The 23,330-nt window shown below is 50.0% G+C and carries 22 protein-coding genes; 15 read left to right on the forward strand and 7 right to left on the reverse strand.

Translation table 11 applies throughout. The annotated features are described in order from the left end of the window. The first annotated feature begins 23 nt into the window (after positions 1 to 23). From G535_RS0111075 to G535_RS0111085, 3 genes are read left to right on the forward strand one after another with little or no spacing between them, the layout of a single operon-like run. Entirely contained in the window at positions 24 to 506 is a 483-nt protein-coding gene (locus tag G535_RS0111075; RefSeq protein WP_026862120.1) for a CinA family protein, read from the forward strand. A gap of 57 nt (positions 507 to 563) precedes the next feature. Then, the gene (gene recA / locus G535_RS0111080) at positions 564 to 1,622 is read left to right on the forward strand and encodes a recombinase RecA (protein ID WP_026862121.1); all 1,059 of its coding nucleotides are present in this window, start codon (positions 564 to 566) and stop codon (positions 1,620 to 1,622) included. Positions 1,623 to 1,641: 19 nt separating this feature from the next. Beyond that, positions 1,642 to 2,685 (forward strand): patatin-like phospholipase family protein, encoded by a 1,044-nt coding sequence (locus G535_RS0111085; protein WP_026862122.1) that lies wholly within the window; start codon positions 1,642 to 1,644, stop codon positions 2,683 to 2,685. 66 nt (positions 2,686 to 2,751) lie between these two features. On the opposite strand, the gene putP is transcribed toward G535_RS0111085, so the two are convergent. The 7 genes from putP to pspF are packed head-to-tail and all read right to left on the reverse strand — an operon-like array spanning position 2,752 to position 10,681. Continuing rightward, positions 2,752 to 4,272 carry a sodium/proline symporter PutP gene (putP, locus tag G535_RS0111090; RefSeq protein WP_026862123.1) on the reverse strand — a complete coding sequence of 507 codons (1,521 nt, stop codon included), beginning with the start codon at positions 4,270 to 4,272 and terminating at the stop codon, positions 2,752 to 2,754. Between the two features lie 4 nt (positions 4,273 to 4,276). Then, positions 4,277 to 5,077 (reverse strand): ATP-binding cassette domain-containing protein, encoded by an 801-nt coding sequence (locus G535_RS0111095; protein WP_026862124.1) that lies wholly within the window; start codon positions 5,075 to 5,077, stop codon positions 4,277 to 4,279. After that, positions 5,070 to 6,068 carry an oligopeptide/dipeptide ABC transporter ATP-binding protein gene (locus tag G535_RS0111100; RefSeq protein WP_026862125.1) on the reverse strand — a complete coding sequence of 333 codons (999 nt, stop codon included), beginning with the start codon at positions 6,066 to 6,068 and terminating at the stop codon, positions 5,070 to 5,072. Before G535_RS0111100 ends, G535_RS0111095 begins: the two co-directional genes overlap by 8 nt. After that, positions 6,065 to 6,961 (reverse strand): ABC transporter permease subunit, encoded by an 897-nt coding sequence (locus G535_RS0111105; RefSeq protein WP_026862126.1) that lies wholly within the window; start codon positions 6,959 to 6,961, stop codon positions 6,065 to 6,067. The genes G535_RS0111100 and G535_RS0111105 overlap by 4 nt, the downstream gene beginning before the upstream one ends. Continuing rightward, the gene (locus tag G535_RS0111110; RefSeq protein WP_026862127.1) at positions 6,948 to 7,979 is read right to left on the reverse strand and encodes an ABC transporter permease; all 1,032 of its coding nucleotides are present in this window, start codon (positions 7,977 to 7,979) and stop codon (positions 6,948 to 6,950) included. The genes G535_RS0111105 and G535_RS0111110 overlap by 14 nt, the downstream gene beginning before the upstream one ends. Then, on the reverse strand, positions 7,976 to 9,601 hold the full coding sequence (locus G535_RS0111115; protein ID WP_034728086.1) for an ABC transporter substrate-binding protein: 1,626 nt from the start codon (positions 9,599 to 9,601) through the stop codon (positions 7,976 to 7,978). The genes G535_RS0111110 and G535_RS0111115 overlap by 4 nt, the downstream gene beginning before the upstream one ends. Beyond that, positions 9,602 to 10,681, reverse strand: coding sequence for a phage shock protein operon transcriptional activator (gene pspF, locus G535_RS0111120; RefSeq protein WP_026862129.1), 1,080 nt, complete (start codon positions 10,679 to 10,681; stop codon positions 9,602 to 9,604). Positions 10,682 to 10,908: 227 nt separating this feature from the next. On the opposite strand from pspF, the gene pspA reads away from it, so the two are divergent. From pspA to G535_RS0111180, 12 genes are all read left to right on the forward strand, one after another. Beyond that, positions 10,909 to 11,586 (forward strand): phage shock protein PspA, encoded by a 678-nt coding sequence (gene pspA, locus G535_RS0111125; protein WP_026862130.1) that lies wholly within the window; start codon positions 10,909 to 10,911, stop codon positions 11,584 to 11,586. A 73-nt stretch (positions 11,587 to 11,659) separates the two neighbouring features. Beyond that, a complete protein-coding gene (pspB, locus tag G535_RS0111130; protein WP_026862131.1) occupies positions 11,660 to 11,899 on the forward strand; it encodes an envelope stress response membrane protein PspB in 240 nt (79 codons plus the stop codon). Beyond that, positions 11,896 to 12,297: an envelope stress response membrane protein PspC gene (gene pspC / locus G535_RS0111135; RefSeq protein WP_026862132.1), complete on the forward strand. Its 402-nt coding sequence runs from the start codon at positions 11,896 to 11,898 to the stop codon at positions 12,295 to 12,297. The genes pspB and pspC overlap by 4 nt, the downstream gene beginning before the upstream one ends. A 132-nt stretch (positions 12,298 to 12,429) precedes the next feature. After that, positions 12,430 to 13,674: a methionine gamma-lyase gene (megL, locus tag G535_RS13530; RefSeq protein ID WP_051207168.1), complete on the forward strand. Its 1,245-nt coding sequence runs from the start codon at positions 12,430 to 12,432 to the stop codon at positions 13,672 to 13,674. Beyond that, positions 13,667 to 14,461, forward strand: coding sequence for a phenylalanine 4-monooxygenase (phhA, locus tag G535_RS0111145; RefSeq protein WP_026862133.1), 795 nt, complete (start codon positions 13,667 to 13,669; stop codon positions 14,459 to 14,461). The genes megL and phhA overlap by 8 nt, the downstream gene beginning before the upstream one ends. A gap of 29 nt (positions 14,462 to 14,490) precedes the next feature. Next, complete coding sequence (locus G535_RS0111150) at positions 14,491 to 14,835, forward strand: 4a-hydroxytetrahydrobiopterin dehydratase (RefSeq protein WP_026862134.1); 345 nt, start codon at positions 14,491 to 14,493, stop codon at positions 14,833 to 14,835. Positions 14,836 to 14,937: 102 nt separating this feature from the next. Further along, positions 14,938 to 16,509: a transcriptional regulator TyrR gene (gene tyrR / locus G535_RS0111155; protein ID WP_026862135.1), complete on the forward strand. Its 1,572-nt coding sequence runs from the start codon at positions 14,938 to 14,940 to the stop codon at positions 16,507 to 16,509. Between the two features lie 239 nt (positions 16,510 to 16,748). Beyond that, positions 16,749 to 17,825, forward strand: coding sequence for a 4-hydroxyphenylpyruvate dioxygenase (gene hppD / locus G535_RS0111160; protein WP_026862136.1), 1,077 nt, complete (start codon positions 16,749 to 16,751; stop codon positions 17,823 to 17,825). After that, positions 17,818 to 18,963: a homogentisate 1,2-dioxygenase gene (locus G535_RS0111165; protein WP_026862137.1), complete on the forward strand. Its 1,146-nt coding sequence runs from the start codon at positions 17,818 to 17,820 to the stop codon at positions 18,961 to 18,963. Before hppD ends, G535_RS0111165 begins: the two co-directional genes overlap by 8 nt. A gap of 3 nt (positions 18,964 to 18,966) precedes the next feature. Further along, positions 18,967 to 19,986 (forward strand): fumarylacetoacetate hydrolase family protein, encoded by a 1,020-nt coding sequence (locus G535_RS0111170; protein ID WP_026862138.1) that lies wholly within the window; start codon positions 18,967 to 18,969, stop codon positions 19,984 to 19,986. Between the two features lie 24 nt (positions 19,987 to 20,010). Then, on the forward strand, positions 20,011 to 20,652 hold the full coding sequence (maiA, locus tag G535_RS0111175; RefSeq protein ID WP_026862139.1) for a maleylacetoacetate isomerase: 642 nt from the start codon (positions 20,011 to 20,013) through the stop codon (positions 20,650 to 20,652). 103 nt (positions 20,653 to 20,755) lie between these two features. After that, on the forward strand, positions 20,756 to 23,248 hold the full coding sequence (locus G535_RS0111180; RefSeq protein ID WP_026862140.1) for a S9 family peptidase: 2,493 nt from the start codon (positions 20,756 to 20,758) through the stop codon (positions 23,246 to 23,248). The last annotated feature ends 82 nt before the right edge of the window (positions 23,249 to 23,330 follow it).

The following is a 23,330-nucleotide window of genomic DNA, read 5'->3' on the forward strand; positions in this document are numbered from 1 at the left end:
TTGATTAAGCTTGAAGGACTAAAATGGTATCACAAACTCACAATGAACTGGCATTAGAAATCGGCCAGTGGTTACGGCAACGCGAATGGCGTATCGCGACGGCGGAATCCTGCACTGCTGGTGGTATCGGCTATGCTTTAAGTGCCATTGCCGGAAGTTCGGCGTGGTTTGAAGGTGGTTTCATCACCTATAGCAATGCGTTGAAAATGCACAGTCTTGGCGTGCCCGAGCAAACGCTAATCACGCACGGTGCCGTTTCGGCAGAAACGGCGCTTGCGATGGCGACAGGGGCACGACAGCAGGCAAACTGTGACATGGCGGTTGCCGTTACCGGCATTGCGGGTCCTGATGGTGGTAGCGCGACAAAACCTGTTGGCTTAGTCTGGTTTGGATTGGCGTGGCCAGACGGGCAGTGCAGTTGGGCCTGTCAGTTTGACGGCGACCGCGCTGCGGTTCGAGAGGCCACGATTAGTGAAGCTTTACGGAGTTTCAAAAAAATTACTTGATACTGTATAAAAGTACAGTATACTGATTTCATCGCTTTTAACGAAATGGACATTAGCATGAGCAACGATAAACAAAAAGCACTCGACGCGGCGTTAGGTCAAATTGAACGTCAGTTTGGTAAAGGTTCGATCATGCGTTTGGGCGACAACCAAACCATGGATATTGAGTCTGTCTCAACTGGCTCACTAACGCTCGATATTGCCTTGGGTATTGGCGGTTTACCTTTTGGCCGTGTCGTTGAAATTTACGGTCCAGAGTCGAGTGGTAAAACCACGCTGACCTTGCAAGTGATTGCGGAAGCGCAAAAAAAGGGCAAGACCTGTGCCTTCGTTGACGCTGAACATGCGCTTGATCCTGTCTATGCGGCCAAGCTCGGTGTGAACGTTGATGACTTACTCGTGTCACAGCCGGACACGGGGGAGCAGGCTTTAGAAATTTGTGACATGTTGGTCCGTTCTGCTGCGGTTGATGTGGTGATTGTTGACTCCGTTGCAGCCTTGACACCAAAAGCTGAAATCGAAGGTGAAATGGGCGATAGCCACGTCGGCTTGCAAGCACGTTTAATGTCTCAAGCACTACGTAAATTGACTGCGAACATCAAAAAGTCAAATAGCTTATGTATCTTCATTAACCAGATCCGAATGAAAATTGGTGTGATGTTTGGTAACCCTGAAACCACCACCGGTGGTAACGCACTAAAATTCTATTCGTCAGTCCGTCTTGATATTCGCCGTACCGGTGCAGTCAAAGAAGGTGACGAAGTGGTCGGTAACGAAACACGTGTTAAAGTCGTCAAGAACAAGGTTGCGCCACCATTTAAGCAAGCTGAGTTCCAAATCATGTATGGTGCGGGTATCTCAAAAGAAGGCGAGCTGATTGACTTAGGCGTGAAACAAAAAATCGTAGATAAAGCTGGTGCTTGGTATAGCTACAATGGCGACAAAATTGGCCAAGGTAAAGCAAATGCAATGAAGTTCTTGATTGAGAACAAAGCTATTGCGGAAGATATCGAAACCCGCATTCGTGAGCAATTGTTAGCTAAGCCAGTCAAAGAAACTGAGAAGCCGTCAAAAGCTGCAGACAGTGGCGAAGTAACGGAAGATGATTTGATTTAACCAAAGGATTCAAACAGCGATGAGTTATGTGAAAGTTGCTCTCGCACTTGGTTCAGGTGCAGCACGAGGCTGGTCTCACATTGGCGTGATTAAAGCGCTTCGTGAGATGGGTATCGAAGTCAATATGGTTGCAGGCACATCAATCGGCTCCCTTGTGGGGGCCGGTTTTGCTTCTGGCCGTCTCGAAGAACTGGAAGAGTGGGTACGTGATATGGGGCGCTGGCAAGTGTTCAACTTGCTAGATTTCGGCTTTAGTCACGGTGGTTTGGTACAAGGTGAAAAAGTCTTTAGTCATGCGCGTGAGCGTTTCGGTGCTGTTGCCATCGAAGACTTAGACATTATTTACGGTGCTGTGGCAACCGACCTTTATACCGGTCGTGAGGTATGGCTACGTAAAGGCGATATCTTCTCTGCAGCGCGCTCATCGTGCGCGATGCCTGGTTTACTGGCGCCGACTGATCATAATGGTCGTTGGTTGGTGGATGGTGGCTTGGTGAATCCGGTGCCGGTGTCGCTGTGTCGTGCTTTAGGTGCAGATTTTGTTATTGCCGTACACCTTAACTCACAATTGAATGCTGCAGCGATTCAGGCACGCGGCAAGCATATTCCTCCGCAGCCTGAGCCACAAGCTGATATTCAAGGTGTGCCGAAGTCGTGTACCACCGCAGTCGATACCGGTGAGCGTGATGAACCTTCTGATTTAATGACGCAAGACGCTACGCAAGAACAGCCTGAGAATGAAGGTTTCTTCAAGAGCTTTTTAAGTACCAGTGGTCAGTACTGGGATAACGTGGTGGGGAAATTCAGTGGGCCGACCCACAAAGCGCCGGGAATGTTCGGCGTGATGGCGGGGTCCATTGATATTATGCAGGAGCGGATTACCAAGGCACGTATTGCCGGTGACCCACCTGATATCTTGATCCAACCCAAACTTGGGCATATTGGTTTGCTGGAGTTTGAACGGGGCAACGAGGCAATTGATTTAGGCTACGAGACGACCATGCGAATGAAAGATTATATTCTTAGCGAGCTTGAGCTTTATGCTGAGCGCCGTGGCGTTTAAGTATTGTGAGAGATAAAAAAGCCGCTCATTGAGCGGCTTTTTTGTGGGTAACACATTGCGAGCAGTTTAGTGTTCGAGCTGTGCTTCCATTTTATCGAAGGTCGCTTGTAGATCCGCATCCGGAGCTTTGGTCATCAGACTCACCACAACAACTGCGAGGGCCGATAAGATAAAGCCTGGAATGATTTCATACACATGTTCACTCAGGGCTTCACCGTCGATCACAGGTACATAAATCCAGAACAATACGGTTGCTGCACCAATGAGCATGCCGGCCAGCGCGCCGTGACGGTTCATACGTTTCCAGAACAAGCTAAGAATGATGACCGGACCAAAGGCCGCACCAAAGCCTGCCCAAGCGTTGGCAACAAGACCTAGAATGGTGTTTTCTGGGTCCCAAGCAAGGTAAATGGCAACCAAAGATACTAAGAGTACCGAGATACGGCCAACCAGCACTAATTCTTTGTCGCTGGCGTCACGATGTAAGAAGGCTTTGTAGAAATCTTCGGTAAGTGAGCTTGAGGTCACCAGTAGTTGTGACGAAATGGTACTCATGATCGCTGCAAGGATAGCCGCCAATAAGAAGCCAGCAATCAGTGGGTGGAATAAGAATTGTGAGAAGATAATGAAAATCGTCTCAGAATCCTTCAGCGTCATCTTGGTTTCCGCCACGTAAGCGATACCGACAAAGCCTGTGACCATGGCACCGATGATTGAAACGGTCATCCAGGTAATACCAATGCGACGTGCTTTTGGAATGTCACGCACCGAGCGGATCGCCATAAAACGCACGATAATATGTGGCTGACCAAAGTAGCCTAAGCCCCACGCCAACAGCGAAATAATGCCAAGCACTGAGAGTTGATTCAGCATGGGATCGGCAATTTTAGCGTCGCGGAAGAAGGCCAAGAAGTCTGGATTAATGGCGCGTACTTGATCGGTGACGGCCGTAACACCGCCTAAATCGAAAATCGCGACAATAGGTACCAGCACCAGGGCAAGGAACATAATGCAGCCTTGTACGAAGTCCGTCATGCTGACCGCTAGAAACCCGCCGAATAAGGTGTAAGCACAGACCACGCCAGCCGTGACCCAAAGGCCCAAGCTGTACTCTAAACCGAAGGCTGAACTGGCAAACAATTTGCCGCCCGCAACCAAGCTTGCTGAAGTGTAAAGGGTAAAGAAGACAATAATGACGATTGATGAGAAGAGTCGCAGCAAGCGCGCTTTATCGTTAAAGCGGTTGGCGAAATAATCAGGAATCGTAATCGCATCGTTGGCGACCTCGGTATACATCCGCAACCGTGGCGCCACAATCAGGTAGTTAAGGTAAGCGCCAATCACTAAGCCGACGGCAATCCATAACTGTGATACACCTGATACATAGATTGCGCCAGGCAAGCCCATGAGCATCCAGCCACTCATGTCGGATGCACCGGCCGATAGCGCGGTGACACCAGGGCCTAATTGGCGCCCCCCAAGCATGTAACCTGAAACATCGTCTGTGGACTTTTTAAAGGCGTACAGACCAATCCCTAACATTGCAATGAAATAGAGCGCTAGCGAAATAAGCGTACCTGTTTCCAAAGCGTTACTCCTTCGTTGTTGAGTTTAATGGCACTTTGTAGTTGTAGTCAGAGCAAAGCAGGGCTCGGGTGAGCGGCTCCTCTGATTGTTGTATGAGTGCCTGTGTGGTTCCAAACTCAATCATTTTACCACGATGCATTATCAAGATCTTGTCAGAGACGTGTTTCACGATCTCCGTCGAATGTGAGACGAATATGAATGAAATACCCATATCTTGTTGCAAATCGAGCATGAGGTTAATGATTTGAGCTCTAATTGATGGATCGAGTGCGGCGAAAGCTTCGTCGGCCACAATGATTTGTGGCTCAAGCACGATCGCTCGCGCGATACACACCCGCTGTTGTTGTCCACTGGAGAGCATGTGTGGGTAAAAATCATAGTGATCAGGTAGTAAGCCCACTTTGCGTAAGGTGTTGTGAACACGCTCTTTCTGTTGTCGCGGCGTCAGCTCGGTATTAAAGATTAAAGGCTCACACAACTGCTTGCCGACGGTGGTTTGTGGGTTTAGCGAACGCAGACTGTCTTGGAAAATCATCCGTACGTGACGGCAACGTTGCTGGTCGCTCATAAGGTTGAGGGACTGACCGTTGATAAAAATCTCACCTTGCGAAGGGCGTTCGGCGCCGGCGATAATTTTTGCGATGGTGGATTTACCTGACCCGGTTTCCCCCATAATCGACAGCGTCTCGCCACGGCCTAAGGTGAAACTGGTAGGTTCTAATGCGCACACCCGTTTGCCTGGTAGCCAGCCATCTTTATGCACGTAGTATTTGCTGATCCCGCGTACTTCTAAAAGTTTACTCATGATCAGGGTCATCCCGTAATGGATAGTGACACGCAAATTGTTGCTGCTGTCGTTTTTCGAGCGGCGGTTGATGAATACATGCACGTCGTGCATAGGGGCAGCGTGGCCCAAGGCGACAGCCAATCGGCATGTGTTGCAGCGTCGGTATCGCCCCTTTTAAGGTGGGTAGGCGCGTTTTCGGGGGCAAATCCTGATTGAATAAACTCATGCTGAGCATGGCATCGGTGTACGGGTGATAAGGCTCGGCCATAAGCTGTTGCGTTGGCCCGGTTTCCATCAATTGCCCGCAATAAATCATACTCATGCGCTGGCTTTCCGGCACTACGGCGGTGAGGTCTTGCGTCACCATCAGTATGGACATGCCTTGGCTGGCACTAAGCTTGGCTAATAAGCGATAGATCTGGGCTCGGGTGCTGGGCTCCATGGCGGTGGTAGGTTCATCAGCAATCAGTAGTTTGGGGTTATGGGCAATCGCCATGGCAATGCTGATTTTCTGCGCTAAACCTTCCGAAAGCTCATGTGGATACCGCTCCATGACATCGTCCGTGTCTTTAATGCCGACCCGGTGTAACAAACGCTCTGCGCGGGTTTTGCGGTCTGCGCGGCGTTTTAAGTAAATGCCTTTGAGCGCGCCAGAGGGAATACTCTCTTGCAGTTGTGCGCCAACTTTTTCGTTGGGATCAAGATGCGAACCTGGATCTTGGAAAATCATCGCCATGTCGCGTCCAGTGACCAACCGGCGTTGCGCTGGGCTAAGTGAGAGCAAATCGTAATGCCGCCACCACAAACGATCGGCGGTAATTTTCCAGCGTGGATTAATAAAGCCTAAAATAGCTTTGGCGAGCAAGCTTTTGCCTGAGCCTGACTCGCCAACTAAGGTGTGAATTTCACCTTCTGACAACTGGAGGTTGAAGCGATCCAGTACGCGAACCAAACCGTTGTCGGTTTCCAATTCAATCGATAGGTTGCGAATATCGAGAATAGCACTCATGCGTTACGTACCCGTTCTGCAATGGCGGCTCGGACGCTGTCACCAAGGATATTGATCGATAAAATCGTTAAAAATAGTGCTAATCCGGGTAACACCATCATCCATGGCGAAACATAGACCTGATCAAGGCTACGCGCCAACATAGTGCCCCATTCTGGGGCGGGGGCCTGTACCCCGAGACCTAAGAAGCCCAGCGCCGCGATATCAAGGATCGCGGTAGATAATGCAAAGGTCGTTTGCATCACTACGGCACTGGTAATATTGGGGAAAATCACCCGTGTTAGCATGTACCAGCGATTGACACCGTTGAGCCGTGAGGCGGTGACATACTCTTTGTGGCGCTCATCGTAGATAGCATTATGTACTGAGTGAATGAACTGCGGGATCAACACCAGGGTGATCGCAAACATTACGTTGAGCAGTGAAGGACCAAGAATCGCGATAATCACCAACGCCAATAATAACGATGGAATGGACAAAATCACATCCAATAAATGGTTCAGCGTAGACGACTGGACACCGCGGGACATTCCGGCCCAAGCACCAATGCTGATACCAATAACGGCAGCAAAAAATACCGCAATCAGCGGATAGCCAAGGCTGTACACCGATCCGGCAATGATACGTGAGAGGAGGTCGCGACCTAAATCATCAGTACCAAAAAGAAAGCGAATCTCACCGCTCTCGTGCCAGCTTGGCGGTTGCAAAATGGCATTCGCAAACTGTTCATCAGGGTTGAATGGCGTGATCAGTGGCGATAACAGCATCATCAACATTGCAAACGCCAAAAAGTACGCTGCGGCGACCGCAAACGGATTGGCATTCATATGCAAGGCAATTTGCCGCAGTGGCGAAGGTTCGCGTTGCTGAAAGTAAATTTTAGTGTTCTGCATACAGCTCCTTGCGCACTTGCGGATAGCGCCACGCATGGAAAAGTTCGACCAACACGTTGACCAGCAGAATGAGGGCGGCGATGGTAAAGAGGCCACCTTGCATGACTGGGTAGTCGCGTTCATAAATACTTTTCACCAACCAACTCCCCATTCCGGGCCAGTTGAAGATGACTTCAAGCACGATAATGTTGCTCATTAAAATACTGAACATTAAGCCGAGCTGACGGACCACAGGTTGCATCGCATTGGGTAAGGCATGGAGCCAAAGAATGCGTGATTCTGAGAGGCCTCGTGCGCGCGCTGCGCGAATATAGTTTTGTTGTAATACCTCTAACATACTGTTGCGCATCACGCGTAGGAGCATGGTTGCAGGCATGATTGCCAGCACAATGACGGGTAGCCAGAGATGGTTAATGGCGTCGGCGATGGCGGCTTTTTTGTAAGGGGTATCACTTAACAAAATGTCAATCAGGATTGCGCCAGTGCGAACATCAATATTAAATAATGGGTTCAACTGGCCGGAGATGGGGGTCCAACCGAGTTTAACCGCAAACAACAAAATGAAGAGCTGAGCGAGCCAAAAGACTGGAATGGAGTAGGCACTTAAACTAATCCCCATGACCACGCGATCCATGGCGCCTCGTTGTTGTCCTGCGGCATATAATCCCAAGGGCGCCCCAAGGACCATGGCGAGAATCATAGCTAATAAGCTGAGCTCTAGCGTGGCCCCTAACAGTGGCATGAGATCGGCGAAAACGTCACGTTGGGTGGTGAGGGATTGGCCCCAGTCGCCGCGCGTGAAGTGCCCCAAAAAAGACACATACTGCATCACGATCGACTGATCGAAATTGCGCGCCACGACTTGTTGCTGATAGGCCTCAGGATTACTCGCACGGACGCCGCTCATATTGGTCAGCGGGTCACCCGGAAAAAAGTAGTTCAGGGCAAATAAGAATACGGTTAGCAACCAGAGGGTGACGACTAACAGCGCGAGTCGACGGAAACTGTAACGGATCATTGTTGCTCCTCGACCACGCGATAGCTTTGGCGGAAACTCACGCCACCATAAGCGGGTACCTCAACACCGCGAATGTCGCTGCGATACGCCTGAAAGCGCATTGAGTTGGCGATAGGTACTAAAGGAACGTCGCGATAGACCCAGTTCTCGATCTCATGATACAGGCGTTTGCGCACATCTAAACTATTTTCAGCCAAGGCTTCACTGAGTAAGGCGTCAAACTCAGGTTGGCACCAATTGGCACGGTTGGTACCAACGTTGAGGGCATTGCAGCTTAATAACGGCCGGAAAAAGTTGTCTGGGTCGGCGTTATCGGCAATCCAGCCAATGAGGACGCTATCGTGCTCATCGCGTGCCAGGCGACGACGAAAGGCGTTCCATTCGTAAGTAACAATATTGGCACGAATGCCAACTTGCGCCAGATCGGCTTGGATCAGTTCAGCCATTTTTTGCGCATTCGGATTGTAAGCCCGTTGCACTGGCATGGCCCAGATATCGAAGCTGAAGCCATCTTCATAGCCTGCCTCAGCAAGCAGCGCTTTGGCACGGGCAGGGTCATAACCGTAGGTTAAATCGACAGGACTATAGGCCCAGGATGTTTCAGGCAAGATGCCGGTTGCTAAGCGCGCATTGCCGTTGTAAACGGTTTGAATTATCGCTGCGCGATTGACGGCATAGGCCAGTGCGCGGCGCACGAGCGGGTCATTAAACGGAGGACGTTCGGTATTAAAGGCCCAAAACGCGATATTGGGGTTGACCGTGCTCGACACGTTGATTTCATCACCTTTATCCAACAGCGCCAGTTCTTCAACCAGTGGATAGGGGATGACATCACACTCACCCGTTAGCATTTTTAACATACGTTTATTGGCGTTCGGGGTAATGGAGTAGACCAATTGTTTGATCTTCGGTGCTTCGCGCCAATACTGTTCATGCCGACTGTAGCGGATCATGACGTCTTTGCGAAACTCTTCAAAGACAAAGGGGCCGGTACCTATTGGACGCGTGTCAATCTGCTGCGGCGTGCCTTGCTCCAGCAGTTGAGCACCGTATTCGGCAGATAAGATCACCGCAAAATCAGTCGCAAGGTTGGCTAAAAATGAGCTGTCACTTTGACTAAGCACAAATTCAACCGTGTGCGCATCAACGGCGCGTACGTCTTCAATTAAATGGTTCAGGCCGCTGGCGGTAAAAAACGGATAGTTGCCACCGTTCACTGGGTGATAAGGGTGGTGGGGTTTTAACCAACGGGCGAAGCTGAAGACGACATCGTCGGCAGTCATGGCGCGGGTCGGCTCAAACCAAGCGGTATGATGAAAGGCGACGTCGTCACGTAAGGTAAAACGGTAACGGGTACCTTGATCGTAAGCTTGCCAAGCGGTTGCAAGTGCCGGCACGAATTGCTGTTGATCGTCGTCATAGTCAAGCAATCGGTCATAGAGCTGGGCAGCACTGGCATCAATGGTGGTGCCTGAGGTGCCCAATTGTGGGTTAAAGCTCTCAGGGTTGCCTTCGGAACAATAGACGATCCCCTCTTGTAACGGCGCTACGTTCTCAGTGGCAGGGCTACAAGCGACAACGCCAAGGCAAGGGAGTAATAATCCGACGCGCAAAACATTCATTTAGGGTGCCGATCCATCCAATAAAGCGTACTTTTTTAGGTAACCACGGAGCTGGTGGTAAGTTAAGCCCAGTAATTCCGCCGTTTTCTTTTGGTTGAATTGTGCATGGCGCAGCGCCTGTTGTAAAACTTCTGTCTCATAATTTGCCATGGTTTCTTTAAAATCGATGGCGCCGGCATCAAAATCCAGTCCACTTTGTGCCGTTGTAGGTGCAACAGCGGGCTCTGCATCAGCTGCTGTGGCTGTTTGTACCGGCGCCGCTGCGCCGTTGTTACGGTGTGCCGCAGGCAAGGGGCGCCAAGGACTGGCGAACGGGTCAATAATGACCTCATGTAACGGAAGTTCACCGCTACCGAGGCGATACACCGAGCGCTCCACCACGTTTTTCAGTTCGCGAATGTTCCCCGGCCAAGTGTACTCGAGCAGCGTTTGCTTGGCGTGGTCAGTAAAGCCGCTAAACAGCTCATAATTCAATTCGCGGGCCATTTGGATGGCAAAGTGTTCGGCAAGGAGCAAAATGTCTTCTTGGCGTTCACGTAGTGGCGGTAGGGTAATGACATCAAAAGCGAGGCGGTCGAGCAGGTCGGCGCGAAACTCGCCTTGTTCGGCGAGCGCGGGTAAATCTTCGTTGGTGGCAGCAATAAGTCGCACATCCGTGGTGACCGTACGACTGCCACCAACGCGCTCAAATTCACCGTATTCAATCACGCGTAGGATCTTCTCTTGTACCAGTGCTGAGGTATTGGCCAACTCATCGAGAAAGAGTGTGCCCTGGTCAGCCCGCTCAAAACGGCCCTCGTGGCGTTTTTGTGCGCCGGTAAAAGCGCCAGCCTCATGGCCGAAGAGTTCACTCTCGAGGAGGCTTTCGCTTAACGCGGCACAATTAAGTTTGACGTAGTTTTGCTGCCAACGTTGCGAGAGAAAGTGGAGCCGCGCCGCAATAAGTTCTTTACCAGTGCCGCGTTCACCGATGATGAGGACAGGTTTGTTTAACGGCGCAATTTGTGAGACTTGCTCAAGGACGGCAAGAAAGCTATTGGCTTCGCCGATCAGGTTATCCGCTTCGCGAGAGCGACGCATGGGGTACCCCTTTTTATTGTTGTAATACGCAAGGTGGTTAAATTAACTAATAATTAGTGTATTTGATAACCTAAACGGGTCAAACTAAAAAATCATTTCTTGTAAGAACTCATTAAAACGCTTTAATATCAGTTGTTTGTGTTTTGATTTAAAAGTTGGCACGGTCTCTGCATTAACTATTGGGACCGTAAAGTAACAGTTTCGAATCACAAGATGAGGACACGAACATGGGTATCTTTTCACGTTTTACTGATATCGTAAATTCGAACATCAACGCATTACTGGATAAAGCAGAAGATCCAGAGAAAATGGTGCGTTTGATTATTCAAGAAATGGAAGACACGTTAGTTGAAGTTCGTTCAACCTCAGCGCGCTTAATTGCTGAGAAGAAAGACACTGAGCGTCAAATGGCACGTTATGAGCGCGACGTTGCAGAATGGGAAAGCAAAGCAGAGCTGGCCCTGAGCAAAGACCGTGATGACCTGGCACGCTTGGCCTTAGTTGAGAAAGGTAAAGCCAACGACGCTGTAGCAAGTTTGCAAACCGACATTGAGCGCATCAACGAGCACTTGAATCGTTTGAATGAAGAAGTGGGTCAATTGCAAGAGAAGCTGGCAGATGCCAAAGCACGTCAAAAAACGATTGTCATGCGTCAACGCGCGGCAAGTAGTCGTTTAGAAGTGAAAAAGCGTATCGACAGCGGCAAAATTGATGATGCGATGCAACGTTTTGAACGTTACGAGAGCAAAATCGATGACTTAGAGTCGCAGGTTGAAGCCTATGACATGGGCAAGAAAACCTTGCGTGACGAGTTTGCTGAACTTGAAACTGAAGATAAGATTAATGATGAACTGGAAGCGTTAAAAGCGCGCGTTCAACAACAAAAACAAGAAAAAGCAGAGTAATTCATTTTGCGGTGGGCAACACCCGCAGCTGCGGGTGTCACCAGCGCGCCACGGGACGTAGGGGACCTTAACCATGGCAGACATACTTGTACCAATGATCGCTGTACCACTGATTTTGTTTATGATCTTTGTGGCGCCGATTTGGGTCATTATGCATTACCGCAGTAAACGCAAAATCAGTCAGGGGCTATCGACTGAAGAGTTGCAGAACTTACAGCAACTGGGTCAGCAAGCCGAGCAAATGCGCGAACGCATCAAAACCTTAGAAGCCATTTTGGATGCTGATGCGCCGAACTGGAGGGATCGCAAATGAGTTACGATCAAGAGAGCAAACCACGTAAGCAGTTATTGCGCGATAAAGAAAACGCAAAAATTGCAGGGGTGTGCGCAGGGATCGCGAACTACTTTAACATTGAGTCATGGCTGGTAAGGATTATTCTGGTGACAGCCGTTATCTTCGGTCATGGCTTCGTACTGATCCTTTATATTGCGGCATGGATGATTGTAGATGAAAAGCCGCATACTAAAGATGCCAAAGAGCACAAGCCTGTGGGTTTGAAAACCAAGATTTATCAAGCGGGTGAGCCACCACGTAAAGCCTTTCATGAAATTGATGATGACTTTCGTGAGTTGGAAGATCGACTGCGCGCGATGGAAAAATACGTAACCTCTAACGCGTATCAAGTTGACCGCGAATTGAAGAACCTTTAACCAAGCTTGTTCTAACGCAAAGTGGCAAATTTGCGTTACACCCCATCCGCAACTTCGTCAGCCTGACAAGTTGCGTTGCGCAAAGGCAGCATGCACTCTCTGTATTGTCGACAACAGGAGGACATACTGCCAATGCGCAACAACAATAATTCCAAATCGCAATGGCAGCCAGCAACCATGACGATTCACGGTGGTAAGCAACGTGATGAACATGGCGCTTTGGTTGCACCGCTTTATCAAACTGCGACGTTTTCGTTTACGCACACGGCGCAGGGTTCAGCACGTTTTGCTGGTGAAGAGAGTGGTTACATCTATTCGCGTTTGGGGAACCCCACGACGAGTGAACTCGAGCAGCGCGTTGCCGCGCTTGAAGGCTATCCCGCAGGCGCCGCTTGTGCGACGGGCATGGGCGCGGTATCTGCTGCAATGCTGGCATTCTTGCAACAGGGCGACCATGTGATTGCAGGCGAAACCATTTATGGTTGTAGCTTTGCACTGTTCACCCACCTGTTTGCTAAGTTCGGTATCGAGGTCGACTTTGTCGATATGACCGACCCTAAAACTGTCGCCCAAGCGATGCGTCCAAACACCAAAATGGTGTTTGTGGAAACGCCGGCGAACCCACATCTACGTGTTATCGATATCGCTGCTATTGTGACCATTGCACATGCCCAACAAGCACGGGTAATTGTCGACAATACCTTTATGACACCGTTATTGCAGCGCCCACGAGAGCAGGGCGCTGACTTAGTGATCCATAGCGCCACCAAGTACCTAAATGGTCATGGTGACGTGGTCGCGGGTCTTATCTGCGGTGGCCAAGAAGACATTGAACTGATCAAAATGACCACCCTTAAAGACATGGGCGCGACCATGAGCCCGCATGATGCGTGGTTGATTCTGCGTGGTCTGAAAACGCTTGATGTACGGATGCAACGCCATTGTGAAAATGCCGCAACAGTAGCGGAGTTTCTGCGGAATCATGCGCTCGTTCGTGAGGTGTACTTTCCTGGTTTCGCAGAGCATCCGGCACAACGCTTGATGGGCACGCAAATGCATGGCAGTGGTGCCATTATTGCGTTTGAACTGAACGGCGACAGCGCCACGGCGCGTGCCATGCTCGATCATCTCGAATTAATTACCATTGCTGTGAGTCTGGGAGATGCGGAAACGCTGATCCAGCATCCAGCGTCCATGACGCATTCACCGTACACGCCAGAAGCGCGTGCCAAAGCTGGGATTACCGATACGCTGATCCGTATTTCGGTCGGTTTGGAGGCGGTGGACGATATTATCGCGGACCTCGCGCAGGCGCTGGCGACAGCAGTATCCTTTACAACCACAGAACAACAGGGAGAAGCTGTTACTTATGGGTAAACAAAGCCAATACGTTTCACGTCAACCTGATGAACATGGGATCATTGCTTGGAGCGCCGAAGAGAACGCCGTTTGGCATGATTTGGTGGCGCGCCAGTTACGACATATTCCGGGCAAAGCCTGTGATGAATACATGCATGGTTTAGAACTGTTGAATTTACCCTTAGACCGTATTCCACAGTTACATGAAGTTAATGAGGTGCTGGAAGCGACCACGGGCTGGAAAGTGGCGCAAGTACCGGCACTGATCCCTTTTGATGAGTTTTTTCGCTTACTGGCGAACAAAGAGTTTCCGGTGGCAACCTTTATTCGTACCCGCGAAGAGTTTGATTATCTGCAAGAACCCGATATCTTTCATGAGATTTTTGGCCACTGCCCGTTGCTAACCAACCCGGCGTTCGCGCACTTCACCCATCAATACGGTAAGTTAGGGCTGAAGGCGACGCCGAAAGAGCGGGTGTACCTTGCGCGGCTGTATTGGTTTACGGTCGAGTTCGGCTTACTGCAGACCGAGCAGGGGTTACGGATTTACGGTGGCGGTATTTTATCGTCGCCAGGAGAAACCGACTACGCCATGGAGAGTGAGAAACCTGAGCGCAAACCATTGAACCCTTTGGATGCGTTGCGTACCCCATACCGTATCGATATTATGCAGCCGATTTACTACACCTTAGGGAGTACGGACGAGCTCTACGATATCGCCAATCTCGACATTATGGCCTTGGTGCATGAAGCCATGGAATTAGGGTTGTTTGAACCTAAATTCCCACCTAAAGATGCCGCATAAATTACCTTTTGAATTGACTTGGAGTCGTTATGTCTGAATTAAAACAACAAACTTGTGAAGCCTGTAACGCGGATGCGCCGAAAGTATCGGACGCTGAACTTGCAGAGCTGATGCGTGAAATTCCTGACTGGGTGCCAGTGGCACGTGACGGCGTGATGCAATTGGAACGCGAGTTTAAATTTAAAAACTTCAAACAAGCTCTAGCGTTTACCAATCGCGTCGGTGAAATCGCCGAAGCAGAATTCCATCATCCTACGCTGACCACCGAGTGGGGCAAAGTTACCGTAACTTGGTGGACGCACGCGATTAACGGTTTGCATAAAAATGACTTTATTATGGCGGCACGTACGGATGCGGTACTAGCTGACGCTTAACACCGTCATTTTATCTAAAAAAAGCGCTTCTTCCTGCTGACGGGTTGAAGCGCTTTCGTGTATACTAATCTTTACATTTTTCTAGCTGGGTACCCTGTGGCCATGCGTCTCGAAATTACTTGTGATGATCGTTTGGGCTTATGCCAAGACGTACTACAAATCTTGCGTGACCGTGAGATTGATCTTCGGGGGATTGAAGTCGATCCGAAAGGCAAGATATTTCTAAACTTTCCTGAACTCGCATTTCAGGATTTTCAGCATTTAATGCCAGAAATCCGTCGTATTCCTAACGTAAAAGACGTTAAAACTGTGGCCTTTATGCCCTCTGAGCGCGAGCACTTTGAGTTCAGTTTGTTGCTCAATAAGCTTCCAGATCCGGTCCTCTCAGTGGATGCAAAAGGCACCATTGATATCGCCAACGACGCTGCGGTACTGCTCCTTTCGGATACACGCCAACCGCTGGCCGGAACGCCGTTAAGCCAATGGTTGAGTGGCTTCAATGTGAATCGCTGGTTGGAACGCCAACCGCTCGAGCCACACACCAATCAAGTGACGGTGAATGGCGGGAAGTATTTTGCCGAGCTGATGCCGATTTGGGTGGCCGACGATAACGACAGCAGCAGCTTTGCTGGTGCGGTGTTGACCTGCAAACCACAACCCTTGAGTCAGCAATGGCAACGTACCGGGCAGCATGACGCGTTTCAGCAGTTGCTCGGCGAACATGCCAGCATGAAAAAGTTACTGAAAGAAGCTCGGCGAATGGCTGAACTGAATGTACCTTTACTGATTCAGGGTGAAACTGGGGTCGGCAAAGAGTTGCTGGCGCGGGCTTGCCATCAGGCCAGTCAGCGCGCCGAACAGCCCTTCTTGGCGGTGAATTGTGCGGCCTTGCCTGATAATGTGGCGGAAAGTGAGTTGTTCGGTCATGGCAAAGGTAGCCTTGGACCGCATACCGAGGCGAAGAAGGGCATTTTTGAACAAGCGAACGGTGGCACCGTGTTGCTCGATGCCGTCGGCGAAATGTCGAATGGCCTGCAAGCGAAATTGCTTCGCTTTATTCAAGACGGCAAATTCCGTCGTATTGGTGAAGAAGCAGAAGTGGCCGTGGATGTCCGCGTGATTTGCTCGGCACGCGATGACTTGCTTGAGCGGGTCGAAGCTGGAACCTTCCGCGAAGACCTATTCTATCGGTTAAACGTCTTGAGCCTGCACTTACCACCACTACGCGAGCGCAAGACGGACATTCCATTATTGGCGGATCATTTTACCTTGCAAAGCTGCCAACGCTTGGGGCGCAGTCTGGTGCTATTGACGCCGGAGTGTCGTGACATGCTGCAACGCTATCAGTGGCCGGGTAACGTGCGACAACTTGAGAATGTCTTGTTCCGTTCCATCTCAATGCTGGAAGGTGATCGGTTAGATGTTGATGACCTCTATCTGCCTGATGCTGATGGGTTACAAGAGAATCTCGCGGTAGATCTTGAAGGTGGTAGTCTGGATGAGGCCGTGAAGAAGTTTGAAGCGACCATTCTACGCCGGCTTTATCCGAGTTATCCAAGTACCCGGCAACTGGCGAAAAAACTGGGGTTATCCCACACCGCGGTGGCGAATAAATTACGTGATTACGGGATTGGTAAGCAACGCCGTAAAACTGCCGGAAAAACCACGTCGTAAATAAATGTTTACGAAAATAAGCGTGAATGTACGTGTTTCGGTACACTGCATTCGCGCTTTCCTGCCTTAAGTGCACCTGTACCTTTTTATTTACAAAAACCATCACGGGTTTTACCTGCGCTGGTTTCACCCTCGTTGCTGGCGCTTGTCGAAGTCCCGTAGTAGAACTTAGGGCACGAAAAAAACAATCGCGCGCGACAGCTCGTACGCGCCGCACCCAGAGCAACGAGGATAACAGAATGACAGATATCAACTATAACCCACTAGAAACCAACGGCTTTGAGTTCGTTGAGTACACCGCTGCCGATGCCGAAGGCGTGGCAGCATTGAAAGATTTGTTTGTGAAGCTTGGCTTCACCGAAGTCGCGAAGCATAAAACCAAACCGGTGTGGCTTTATAAGCAGAACGACATCAACTTCTTGGTGAATGCCGAGGCGGGCGGTCAGGCTGAAGCCTTTGCAAAAGAGCACGGTCCGAGTGTATGCGGTATGGCGTGGCGCGTAAAAGATGCGAAGCACGCCTTTGAGCATGCGGTTGCCAACGGTGCCAAGCCGTTCCAGCGTTCGGTCGCTGCCAATGAAGCTGACTTCCCTGCGGTGTATGGTATTGGTGAGAGTGTGTTGTATTTCATTGATAACTACGAAGGCACCGGCGTTTATGGGCAAGACTTCGACTTCTACGACGATTGGGAAGCGAAAATGAAAGAGCACGCTGCCGGTTTGTATGAAGTTGACCACCTTACCCATAACGTTTTCCGTGGCAACATGGACACCTGGGCGGGCTTCTACGAGCGCATTGGTAACTTCCGTGAAATCCGTTATTTCGATATCGAAGGCAAGCTCACCGGTTTGTTGAGCCGTGCAATGACTGCACCATGTGGCAAGATCCGGATTCCAATCAACGAATCACACGACGATAAGTCACAAATCGAAGAATACTTGCGCGAGTACAACGGTGAAGGTATCCAGCATATCGCCTTAACCTCAGATGATATCTACAAAACGGTACGCGATTTACGTGCGATCGGCATGGACTTCATGCCAACTCCAGACACCTACTATGCGAAAATCGACGAGCGTGTCGAAGGACACAGCGAGAACGTTGATGAGTTACGTGAGCTGCAAATCTTGATCGACGGCGCGCCAATGAAAGATGGCATCTTATTGCAAATCTTTACCCAGACCGTCATTGGTCCAGTATTCTTCGAGATTATTCAGCGTAAAGGTAATGAAGGTTTTGGTGAAGGGAACTTCAAAGCCTTATTTGAATCGATTGAAGAAGATCAAATCCGACGTGGAGTATTAAGCGATGCGTAAATGGGCCAGTTTTCCGAAACAGGTCGGTGTGAGCTCGAAGCAAGCGCATGCTGACTTTCCGGAGCAGGCGATTTATGAACGCGAAGCTGGGCGCAGTGGTTTTTTCGGCCCTGCAACGCATTTTCACCATCGTCATGCCCCGACGGGTTGGACGCAGTGGGAAGGTGAGCTACGTCCACGCAATTTTGATTTCAACAAACTAAACAACCTTGCCACGGCATCACCGTGGCAAGTGCCGCTGTTGCTGCACAATAAACAGTGTAAGTTTCGTCTTTGGCATTGTGCCGAAAACATGCCATTTTTGGTGCGTAATGCCGATGGCGACGATTTACTGTTTGTGCACGAAGGCCGCGGCGAGATCTTCTGTGACTACGGTCATTTGACGTTGGAGAAGGGCGATTATTTTGTCGTACCGCGGTCAACCTCATGGCGACTCGAACCGCTTGAGCCGATGCAACTGTTGATGATCGAAGCCACGGACAGTGCTTACCAATTGCCTGAGAAAGGTCTGGTAGGCAATCACGCGATTTTTGATCCGGCGTGTTTGGATACGCCTGATATTGATGATGCCTTCAAGGCCCAGTACAGCGAAGAGAGCTGGCAGGTGCAGGTGAAGCGGCATGATTCGATCTCGGTCATCACTTATCCATTTAATCCGCTGGATGCGATCGGTTGGCATGGTGACTTAGCACCGATGCGGATCAACTGGCGCGATATTCGGCCGTTAATGAGCCATCGCTACCATTTGCCGCCGTCGGCGCATACCACTTTTGTGGCGGATGGCTTTGTGGTCTGTACCTTTGTCCCGCGGCCGATTGAATCAGATCCAGGCGCACTTAAAGTGCCGTTTTATCATAACAATGATGATTACGATGAAGTGTTGTTCTACCACGAAGGTGACTTCTTTAGTCGTGATAACATCGATAAGGGTATGGTAACCTTCCATCCTGCTGGGTTTACCCACGGACCGCATCCAAAAGCGTTTCAGGCGGGGTTGGAACACCGCAAAAAATTCACTGATGAAGTCGCTGTCATGCTCGACACACGCCATGCCTTGAGCATGGGGGAAGTATGTGCTGAGGTGGAAAACACTGAGTATGTTTACAGCTGGCGAACCACAGACGAAAAGGCTAAATAAACGATGAAATTTGCAACCTATCGAAATGGAACCCGCGACGGCCAGTTGATGTTGGTCAGCCGCGATTTGAGCAAAGCAGTGGCGGTGCCAGCACTGGCTGAAACCCTGCAAGAAGTGCTTGATGATTGGGACGGGATTGCACCTGAATTAGAAACAGCCTACGCGGCGCTCAATAACGGCGAAATCGACGATGCCGTTGCCTTTGATGAGAGCTTGTGTGAGTCACCTCTGCCACGCGCCTACCAATGGGCCGATGGCAGTGCCTATGTGAATCATGTGGAGCTGGTGCGCAAAGCACGTAACGCAGAAATGCCACCAAGCTTTTGGACCGACCCTTTGATGTACCAAGGTGGTTCAGACGACTTCCTTGGGCCAAAAGACAGCATTGAGATGGCTGACACGGCTTGGGGTATTGATTTTGAGGGTGAGATTGCGGTTATTACTGACGATGTTCCTATGGGAGTCGCCGCAGAAGAGGCTGGCCAGTACATCCGTTTGTTGATGTTAGTGAACGATGTATCCTTACGCGGTTTGATTCCAAACGAACTCGGCAAAGGCTTTGGCTTCTTCCAGTCAAAACCGTCGTCGGCGTTTTCACCGGTCGCAGTCACCCCAGATGAGCTGGGCGATGCTTGGCAGGCTAACAAAGTTCATTTGCCGTTATTGAGTTACTACAACGGCGCGCCATTTGGTAAGCCGAACGCCGGTGAAGATATGACCTTTGATTTTGCCCAGTTGGTTGCACATGCAGCGAAAACGCGTCATTTAGGTGCCGGTGCAATTATCGGTTCGGGTACGGTCTCCAATAAGCAGGGCACTGATCACGGAAGTGCTATTGCCGAAGGTGGGGTGGGCTATAGCTGTATTGCAGAAGTTCGGATGATCGAAACTATTCGTGACGGCAAACCAAGTACCGGCTTTATGCAGTTCGGTGACACCATCAAAATTGAGATGCAGGACGCAAAAGGTGAGAGCATTTTTGGCAGTATCGACCAAAAAGTCGTACAGTATACGCCTGAATAATCTTTCTTAGTTGCGGAGCTTCTTATGGAACTTTACGGCTACTGGCGCTCAAGCGCCAGTTATCGGGCCCGTATCGCCCTAAACTTTAAGCAATTGGATTACAACGCAATTCCTGTGCATTTGCTCAAGGACGGCGGTCAGCAACACCAGCAGGCCTATCGACAACTGAACCCGAATGGTTTGGTACCCACCTTGGTGGATGGCCAGATCATCTTGCATCAATCGTTGGCGATCGTGGATTACTTGGAAGAAAAGTATCCCGAGCCTAGTTTGTTGCCCGCAACGCCACGCCTACGCAGTGCCGCCCGGGCATTAGCGCTCGATTTGGCGAGTGAGCTGCAACCCTTAATTAACTTGCGCGTGCAAAAATACCTGAAAGAAGTGCTTGAGGTGAGTGATGCACAAAAGCAAGCGTGGTTGGATCATTGGTTTAAAGAGAGTTTTACTGCGTTTGAAAAAAATCTGGAAGAGATTGCTGGGCTATACTGCGTCGGTGATACCTTCTCGATGGCAGATGTGTGCCTTGTGCCGCAAGTCTACAGTGCCCAGCGGTTTGGTATCGACTTAAGTGCGTATCCAATAATGATGGCGGTGTATGAGCGTCTGTTAGAACTGCCGTGGGTTGCCGCAGCCCACCCGGCAAAACAAGCCGATGCGGAGTCCTAACCGCAAGTTCTTTGAACTTCATCGCATGGTGACAATGCCCAGCTCGAAAGTTGCTGGGCATTTTGCTTTAATGAAGCCATCTCTACTAAAGGAAACTAGAAGAATGAAAACTAAATTTACCGTTTCTTTATTGGCGGCCTTTGTTGCTGCCTCGTGCGCTGCCACGGATACTCCCTCAGCGGCACAAACGGCAACCAATGCACCGGCGCAAGTGTTGCAATTGGATGTGGCTGAGAATGCTCAAGCCACTGCTGGCGCATTGACCATTGAACAAATTATGGCGGATCAAGATTGGGTGGCACGTTCACCGAATTCGGCGTATTGGATGGCGGATGGTAGTGGCGTGTTGTATCAACAAAAACGTGCCGGTAGCGTGGTCAGTGATTGGTTTCATTTACCACTCGACAAAGATGATGCACACAAAATTCCATTAGAAAAGCTGCACAACTATGCCTACAACGATGGTATTTATAATGCTGATCGCAGCAAGTTGGCGTACACCTTTGAAGGCAATATTTTTGTACGTGATTTGCAACAAAACAGCGTCATGCAACTTACCCGTGATGAAGCGCGTCAGTCACAATTGGTGTTTTTGACCGATGGCCGTTTGGCTTATCGCCAAGGTAACGATTTCTTCGCGGTCGACACCGAAAGTGGACGCACTGAGCAAATTGCAGCATTGGAAACTCGCGCTAAACCGGAAGCGGTAAGTACTCCTAAAGATTTTGTCGCGCGTGAACAGGTCGACTTGATTGAATTCGTACAAAGCGAGCGGCGTAATCGCCAAGAACGTGCCGATTATAAAGCGCAGTTGTCGGCGGCGAATAGCTCGTTAGCGCCAGAAGCTTTTTATCTGGGCAATAACAAACAAATTGTCGCGGCGAGCCTTTCTCCTGCCGGTGACAAAATGATTGTCGCGATTACCGATCCACAAAGCTGGCGTGATGATGGCGATATCATGCCAAATTACGTGGCGGAAGACGGTCGCGTGGCGGCTGAGAAGGTACGTCGTCGGGTTGCCGATGCCAAACCGGTAAGTCACCAAGTGGTGTTGCTTGATTTAACCACAGGTGAGCAAAGCACGGTTACCTACAACACTTTGCCGGGTTGGGATGAAGATGTATTGGCGGAGGTGAAAGCCGAAAACCATGCCGCCGAAGGCAAAACGTATGAGAGCAAAGCGGCACCGCGGCCAATTACCTTGATGCAGGATTGGGGCTGGCGTGAAGGTGCGATCCGTTGGTCGGATAGCGGTAACAATGCTGTGGTGATGCTGGAAGCTTGGGACAACAAAGATCGTTGGATTGCGTCCGTCGATTTTGCTGGTAAGCAACTGGTCAATCAGCATCGCTTGCACGACGAAGCGTGGATTAACTATACCCATAACGAATTTGATTTTGTCCCAGGTCACGAGCAAGCGATCTGGTTCCAAAGTGAAGAGGATGGCTACGCACATCTCTACCATAAACGTTTAGGTGGTAAGCAAGTACAGCTTACCCAGGGTAAATTTGTTACCGAAAATCCGACCCTTAGTGCGGACGGAAAACAACTTTACTTCACCGCCAACGCGAAACACCCTGGTGTGTATGAAATCTACCGTGTTAGTTTTGACGGCACTGCTATGGAGCAACTGACCAACCTTGATGGCATGGTGAGTGGTTTTGAAGTGAGTCCAACAGGTGAAGAGCTGCTGTTTACCTATTCAAATGCCTTGCAACCGAATGAACTCTACCGTCAAGCACTGTCGTCCGATGCGCGTGCTGAGCGCTTGACCTCGACTGTAACGGAAGCCTTCCAAAGTTTCGACTGGACCGTGCCTGAAGTGATTGCTGTTCCTTCAAGTCACGTGGACGACCCTATTTATACCCGCGTTTATTACCCTGAAGATTATGATGCGGAGCGCGCTGAGCAGTATCCCGCAGTGGTCTTTATCCATGGCGCCGGCTATTTGCAAAATGCCCACGCAGGGTGGTCGAACTATCAGCGTGAATTCATGTTCCATACCTTCTTAAACCAACAAGGTTACGTGGTCTTCGATCTCGATTACCGTGGTTCAAAAGGCTACGGTCGTGATTGGCGGACCGCGATTTACCGTCAAATGGGGACGCCAGAAGTTGAAGACTTAATGGATGTGGTGAAGTGGGCAGGAGCTAACACTAATGTAGATACCGAGCGTATGGGGACTTACGGTGGTTCTTACGGTGGCTTCTTAACCTTTATGGCATTGTTTAAAGAGCCTGGTTTATTTAAAGCGGGTGCTGCCTTACGTCCGGTTTCGGATTGGGCACATTACAATACCGGTTACACCTCGAACATCTTGAACTTACCGGATGACGACCCGATTGCCTACCGTCGTAGCTCGCCGATCTACTTCACAGAAGGCCTTGAGGATGCGTTGTTGATCAATTCACCAATGGTCGATGACAACGTCTTTTTCCAAGACAGTGTGCGTCTGGTACAGCGTTTGATTGAACACGAGAAAGAAGATTTTGAAACGGCTATTTTCCCAGTGGAACCGCATGGCTTCCGTCAGCCATCGAGTTGGTTGGATGAATACCGCCGCATCTACAAGCTGTTTGAAACGAACCTGAAATAACAGCGTCTCGCGAAATGCCAAACAAAAAAAAGCCAAGTCATTTGACTTGGCTTTTTCATTGGGGACAGCTGAGTGTTGCTGC

Source organism: Pseudidiomarina sediminum DSM 21906 (assembly GCF_000423165.1).
GTDB classification, from domain to species: Bacteria; Pseudomonadota; Gammaproteobacteria; order Enterobacterales; family Alteromonadaceae; genus Pseudidiomarina; species Pseudidiomarina sediminum.